A 6,455-nucleotide genomic window follows, 5' to 3' on the forward strand; every position below is an offset into this window, starting at 1 on the left:
CGCGGGCCCCGGCCGTCCCCGGGAGGGGACGGCGCCCGCGTGCGGCGACGCCGAGGCGGCCGGGGCCACCGCGTCGCCGCCGCGCGCGGGGCCGGACGTCCCCCGCCCACCCCCGGCCCGGGGCGGGGAACCCCGGCGTCAGCGCACCCGGCCCCGGGCCTTCAGATGGGCCGCCGGGACCTCGGGGGCGTCCAGACGGTCACCGTCGTACCCCTTCACCTCGCCGAAGCGGTCGCTCGCCATCCAGTCCTCCCTCGCCTTGCGGATCTCGTCGTCGGTGCGGCCGACGAAGTTCCACCACATGACGATCTCCTCCTCGAAGGGCTCGCCGCCGAGGAGCATCAGACCGGCGTCGGAGGCGGCGCGGAGGGGAAGGGAGGTGCGGCCGCAGCCGAGGTAGAGCATCGAGCCCGGGAGGACGGGGACGCCGTCCACGTGGACCTCGCCGGACATGGAGAGGACGGCGTACTCGAAGTCCGGGTCGAGCGGCAGCTCGGTCTCGGTGCCGGCGGCGAGGGCGAGGTCGGCGCCGACGATGGGGGTGTACGCGGTCCCCGGCGAGGTCGCGCCGTCGAGCGAGCCGAGGATGACCGTGGCCGTGAGACCGGGCGCGGTGACCCGGGGCAGGTCGGCGTGGTGCTGGAAGTGCGGCTCGACGTGCCGGTGGGCGTCGGGCAGCGCGACCCAGAGCTGGGCACCGTGCAGGAGGCGGGCGTGCGGGCGGGGGCTCTCCTCGGAGTGGGAGATCGCCCGGCCGGAGGTCATGAGGCCCAGCTCGCGGGGGCGGATCGTCTGGAGGCTGCCGGTCGAGTCGCGGTGCAGGACCTCGCCCTCGTGCAACCAGCTGACGGTCTGGAGGCCCATGTGCGGGTGGGGCGGGACCTGCATGCCGGGTTCGTCGGCGATGTCGTCGGGGCCGTAGTGGTCGACGAAGGCCCAGGCGCCGACCATCCGCCGACCGAGGTTCGGCAGCAGACGCCGTACCTCGGTCGACTCACCGAGCCGGACGTGACGGGGGCTGAGGAGTTCGCGAACGGGCTCGGCGACGACGAAGCCGCGGCCACCGCACACGGCGAGCTCGGCCTGGCGGTCGAGATTGCTCATCGAGGATCGACACCTCTCCAGTGGGGGGACATCGGGACAATCCTAGTGGTGGAATGTTCAACTAATCTTCGGTGTTGACGAGGTCGGACCACCCCACAGGGTGACAGATCAGGCACCCCGGAACAGGGAGAGCAAGTGAGCGACACGTACTACGAGTTCGGAACGGCCGCCGACCGCTGGAGCCGCGCGCAGCTGTTCTTCGACGCGAAGGAGTACCAGACCGCCGTCCGCATCCTGCGCGGCCTCGTCGCCGAGCACCCGGACCAGACGGCCCAGCGACTGCTGCTCGCCCGCGCCTACTACCACTCCGCCCAGCTGAAGCCCGCCGAGACCGAGCTCCGCGCCATCCTGGAGCGCGATCCGGTGGAGCACTACGCCCGGCTGATGCTCGGCCGCACGCTGGAGCGCCAGGGCCGCCAGGACGAGGCCGCCCCGCACCTGCGGATGGCCGCGGCGATGAGCGGCGAACTGCCGTCCTGACACCGTGACGCCGTGATGCCGTGACGGGGCGGCACTCCGGCGAGGCGGCGTCCTGACGCGGAACCGATACCCCGGCACGGTATGGTCGGCGCCAGGAGGACCTGATCATGCCCACACCCCGGCCGCACCACGGCGAGCGAGCGGGAGGTGCCCTCGCGCACCTCCTGCTCGTCGTCGTGCTCGCGCTCGGGGTGTTCATGATGCACTCCGTGGGCCATCCCGAGGATCCCTCCGCGGCCCCTCCGGGGAGCACGTACGCGGGCACGGCCGGCGCCACCGCGACCGGTCTGACGGCGGGAGCGGCACACGCCGCGGCACACTCCGGCTCCTCGGACCCCGCCGCCTCCGGCCACGGCCCGCAGCGCCCGGACGACGGGCACGCGCCCGGCTCCGGGATGGACATGACCACGCTCTGCGTGGCGGTCCTCGCCGGCTGGCTGCTCGCCGGTCTCGTCCGGGCCGCGCTCGGCCGCCGCCCCGACTGGCTCGTCCTCCTCCTCGCGCGGCTCGCGCCCGCGCTCGCGCCGCACGCCCCGCCGCGCCGCCCTCCCGACCTCGCACGGCTGTCCGTCCTGCGGATCTAGGCCGTACCGCCCCGCCGCGGGCCGCTCCACGCTGCCCGCGCGCCACCGGTACCAGCCCATGACCATACGTACAGCACACGAGGAATCACCATGCGTACTTTCCGGAAGCGCACCACCCGTACCCTCGGCCTGGCCGGCGCCGCCGCCGCGACGGCGCTCCTCCTCGCCGCCTGCGGCCAGGACGACGCGATGAGCGGAATGGACCACGGCGGCACGGCCGCCCCGACGACCGCCACCGCCACCGCCACGACCGACGGCTCCGCCGCGCCCTCGGCCTCCGGGGCCTTCAACGACGCGGACGTGATGTTCGCGCAGATGATGATCCCCCACCACGAGCAGGCCCTGGAGATGGCGAAGCTCGCCGACGGGCGTGCCGAGGACGCCGACATCAAGAGGATCGTCACCGCCGTCGAGCAGGCGCAGGACCCCGAGATCCTGAAGATGCGGGCGTGGCTGAAGGGCTGGGGCAGGCCCGAGTCCGCCGGGATGGGCCACTCGATGGCCGGGATGATGTCCGAGCAGGACATGAAGGACCTCGGCGCCGCCCGGGGCAAGGCCTTCGACCGCGCCTTCGCCGAGCTGATGATCGCCCATCACGAGGGCGCGGTGACGATGGCGGAGGAGGAACGGAAGAACGGCGCCAGCCCCGAGGCGAAGGCGCTGGCCGCCGAGGTCGTCCGGGCCCAGACCGCCGAGATCACGGAGCTGCGGAAGATCCTCGACCGCCTCTGACCGCACCGGCCCGGTCCCGTCCGGACCGGGCCGGTCCTGTCCTGTCCGGCCTGTCCGGCCTGTCCGTCCGGTCCGCCCGCGCCACGTCGGAACGCGCCGTCCCGTCGGCCTGCGCCGTCCTGTCGGCCTGCGCCGCCACTGATCCCGGCAAGCCCGGTCCCGGCGCGTCGGGTCGCGCCCGGTCGAGGCCGTCGCGCCCGACCGGGCCCCCTGCGGTCCGCCTCGGTCCCGAGGGGGACCGAGCGGGACCGAGCGGGACCGAGCGGATCCGGTCCGGTCCGCGCGCCACACCGGGTCGGACCCGGTCCGGCCCAGCCCGACACGCGTCCAGCCCGCCCCGGTTCCTCCGGGGCGGGCCCCGGCCCGTGCCCTGCCCTGCGTCTCCCTCTCCCTCTCCCTCTTCCCTCCCCTTCCCTCCCCTTCCGACTCCCTCCTGGTGAACGAGAGAACCATGACCAAGCCCCGTCTCCCCCGGGCCGCCGTCTCCACGGCTGCCGTCCTCGCCCTCGCCCTCGCCCTGACCGCCTGCTCGCGGAAGACCGACGAAGCCGACGCGGCGGGGGCCTCCGCCCTCTCCCACGTCCACGGGCTCGGCCTCCACGAGGAGACCCTGTACGTCGCGACCCATCAGGGGATCCACTCCCCCGGGGCCGACGGCGCCCCCGTCCTCGTCGGCGACCGGCGCGACGACTTCATGGGCTTCACCGTCGCCGCCGACGGCACCTTCCTGGCCAGCGGCCATCCCGCCCCCGGCAGCGGCGGGCCCGCCGACCTCGGCCTGATCTCCTCCTCCGACGCGGGCCGCGGCTGGACGGAGGAGTCCCTCGGCGGCGAGGTCGACTTCCACGCGCTCGACACCGCGCCCGGCGGCCCCGTCTACGGCTACGACAGCGCGAACGGCCGGCTGCGGGTCACCCGCGACCGGACCGTCTGGGAGGACCGGGCCGTGCTCCGCGCCCTCGACATCGCCGTCTCGCCCACGGCGCCGGACACCGTGCTCGCCACCACCGAGAACGGCGTCGCCCGCAGCACCGACGGCGGCAGGACCTTCGCGCCCGGGACCGGACCGGTCCTCTCGTACGTCTCCTGGGGCGCGGCCGACGCGCTGTACGGCGTGGCGCCGGACGGGGTGCTCTTCCGGTCCGGCGACGGGGCCGCCTCCTGGACCCGGGTCGGACCGGTGCCCGGCGGCGGCCCGCAGGCGCTGACCGCCGTCGACGCGCGCCGGCTGCTCGTGGCGACCGGGGACGGGGTGTACGAGTCGCGGGACGCGGGCCGCGCCTTCGAGCGGCGGATGGCGGTGACGTCCGGGGAGGGCGGGCACTGAGCGAGGCCCTCCCCGCACGGCTCACGCCGTGGCGGTCTCCGCCACCACCTCGCCGCCCACGACGACCGTCTCCGCGACCGTTCCGGGGATCTCCTCCGGGGCGATCCGCAGGATGTCGCGGGAGAGGACGACGAAGTCGGCGAGCTTGCCGACGGTGAGCGAGCCGCGCTCGTGCTCCAGGAAGTTCGCGTACGCCGAGCCCCTCGTGTAGCCCTCGACGGCCTCCGTGACGGTGAGGGTCTGGCCCGCCGTCCAGGGCTCGCCGCCGGCGAGCGGGCGGCGGGTGACGGCGGCGTGGATGCCGACCATGGGGTCCATCTCGGCGACGTTCCAGTCGCTGGAGAGGGCGAGGACGGCGCCGGCGTCGCGCAGGTCGCGGAGCGGCCAGGCCTTGTGCCAGCGGTCGGGTCCGATGTTCTCGGCCCAGTCCTGGCCGGGGCCGGCGATGTCGGGGGCGGCGTGCCGGGGCTGCATGCAGGCGACGACGCCGAGTTCGGCGAAGCGCGGGGTGTCGGCCGGGTCGAGGCACTCGACGTGGACGACCTGGTGGCGGGCGTCGCGCGGGCCGTTGGCCACGCGCGCGTGGGCGACCGCGTCGAGGACGGTGCGGATGCCGCGGTCGCCGGTGGCGTGCACGAAGCACTGGAAGCCGCGGGCGTCGAGGCGGGCGAGGAGGTCGGCGAACTCCTCGGGCGGGTAGAAGGTCTCGCCCCGGTGGTGGGCGCAGCCCGCGTACGGCTCCAGGAGGGCGGCGGTGCGGGGTTCGACGACGTCGTCGATGTACAGCTTCAGCGGGCCGACGCGGAAGCGGTCGTCGGCGTGCTCCGCGGCCGCCGCCTCGAAGGCGTCGAGGTCGGCGTCGGTGGTGCCGCGCGGGTGGAAGAGGGCGGCGACGATCCGGGAGCGGAGCCGGCCCTCGGCACGCGCGCGGGTGAAGAGGGCGAGGTCGTCGAGGGAGTTCTGGGGTTCCACGACGGTGGTGATGCCGAAGCGGACGGCGTCGTCCAGGCTGCGGGCGAGGCGGCCGTACTGGCGGTCGGTCGAGGCCCAGGGGACGCCGAGGGCGCGCAGGGCGCGGTGGCCGTCGCGGGAGAGTCCCCTGACCGCGAAGTCCTTGACGAAGCCGGTGGGCTCGCCGGTGGCGGGGTCGGTGACGGCGCGGCCGAAGGGCAGGTCGGTGTGGTCGCGGTCGACGCCGAGGGCGCGCAGGGCGGCGGTGTTGAGCCAGGCGGTGTGGACGTCGTAGCTGAGGACGAGGGCGGGGGTGGGGCCGGTGGCGGGATCCAGGTCGGCGGCGGTGGGCATGCGGCCGCCGGGGATCGCGGAGTAGTCGAAGGCCTCGGCCTCGATCCAGGGCGCGTCGGGGTGGGCGGCGTGCCACGTCCGCACGCGCGCGTGGATCTCGTCGAGGGTGCGGGCGCCGGCGAGCTGCACGCAGGCGTCGTCGGAGCCGAGCCGGACGTGGTTGTGGGCGTCGACGAAGCCGGGCAGGACGAGCCGGCCGCCGGCGTCGAGGACGCGGGTGCCGGGACCGTTCCAGGCGGCGGCGTCCGCGTCGGCGCCGAGCCAGACGATCCGTCCGTCCCGTACGGCCATCGCCTCCGCCTCCGGCAGCGCGGGGTCGACGGTGTGGATGCGGGCGCCGGTGAGGAGCAGGTCGGCGGGGGCGGGGGTGGTGCCGTTCATGCGGGGTGCGTTCCTTGTCGTACGGGAGGGGTGGCGGCGTCGCGGTCGGGGCGGGGCCCGGTCAGGCGGCCGGGTGCGGGACGGCGGTGCGGCGGGCCAGGAGGACGTACACGAGCGCGGCGACGGGGGCGCCGAGCAGCGTGAGGTCGGCGCCTCCGAGCGGGGCGACGAGGGGCCCGCTCCAGAGGGCGGAGTCGCAGGTGAGGGCGGAGAAGAGGCCGCCGGTGAGGAGCGCGGCGGCGCCGGCGGGGTGCCAGCCGGCGCGGTACCAGTAGGCGCCGCCGGGGTCGGTGCGGTGCAGGGCCTCGGAGTCGTACCGGCAGCGGCGCAGCACCATGTCGGCGAGGAAGACGCCGCCCCAGGGGGCGAAGACGATGATCAGGAGGGAGAGGAAGGAGAGGAGGGAGGTGGTGAAGTCGGTGAGGAAGAGGGCGCCGAGGGAGCCGGCGGCGGTCACGGCGGCGCTGACGGCGAGGGCGCCGGCGCGGTTCCAGGGGATGCCGAGGACCTGGAGGTTGAGGCCGGAGGAGTAGAGGGTGATG

General features: G+C 75.3%; 7 protein-coding genes. 4 read left to right on the top strand and 3 right to left on the bottom strand.

What is annotated here, in order from left to right; all coding sequences use genetic code 11:
* Positions 1 to 138 precede the first annotated feature (138 nt).
* Positions 139 to 1,104, bottom strand: a complete 966-nt coding sequence (locus ACFQ8C_RS08135) for a pirin family protein (RefSeq protein WP_383453458.1) — start codon at positions 1,102 to 1,104, stop codon at positions 139 to 141.
* 135 nt (positions 1,105 to 1,239) lie between these two features.
* On the opposite strand from ACFQ8C_RS08135, the gene ACFQ8C_RS08140 reads away from it, so the two are divergent.
* The 4 genes from ACFQ8C_RS08140 to ACFQ8C_RS08155 all read left to right on the top strand — a co-directional run bounded on the left by ACFQ8C_RS08140 (position 1,240) and on the right by ACFQ8C_RS08155 (position 4,227).
* A complete protein-coding gene (locus ACFQ8C_RS08140; protein WP_169091412.1) occupies positions 1,240 to 1,584 on the top strand; it encodes a tetratricopeptide repeat protein in 345 nt (114 codons plus the stop codon).
* A gap of 107 nt (positions 1,585 to 1,691) precedes the next feature.
* Positions 1,692 to 2,168 (top strand): hypothetical protein, encoded by a 477-nt coding sequence (locus ACFQ8C_RS08145; RefSeq protein WP_383453459.1) that lies wholly within the window; start codon positions 1,692 to 1,694, stop codon positions 2,166 to 2,168.
* 90 nt (positions 2,169 to 2,258) lie between these two features.
* Positions 2,259 to 2,900: a DUF305 domain-containing protein gene (locus ACFQ8C_RS08150; RefSeq protein WP_383453461.1), complete on the top strand. Its 642-nt coding sequence runs from the start codon at positions 2,259 to 2,261 to the stop codon at positions 2,898 to 2,900.
* Between the two features lie 451 nt (positions 2,901 to 3,351).
* Positions 3,352 to 4,227: a F510_1955 family glycosylhydrolase gene (locus ACFQ8C_RS08155; protein WP_383453462.1), complete on the top strand. Its 876-nt coding sequence runs from the start codon at positions 3,352 to 3,354 to the stop codon at positions 4,225 to 4,227.
* A 21-nt stretch (positions 4,228 to 4,248) separates the two neighbouring features.
* On the opposite strand, the gene ACFQ8C_RS08160 is transcribed toward ACFQ8C_RS08155, so the two are convergent.
* A complete protein-coding gene (locus ACFQ8C_RS08160) occupies positions 4,249 to 5,913 on the bottom strand; it encodes an amidohydrolase (protein WP_383453463.1) in 1,665 nt (554 codons plus the stop codon).
* A gap of 61 nt (positions 5,914 to 5,974) precedes the next feature.
* A partial coding sequence (locus ACFQ8C_RS08165) for a cytosine permease (RefSeq protein ID WP_383453465.1) occupies positions 5,975 to 6,455 on the bottom strand: 481 nt, incomplete at its 5' end.

The sequence above is a fragment of the Streptomyces sp. NPDC056503 genome, assembly GCF_042794995.1.
Lineage (GTDB): Bacteria > Actinomycetota > Actinomycetes > Streptomycetales > Streptomycetaceae > Streptomyces.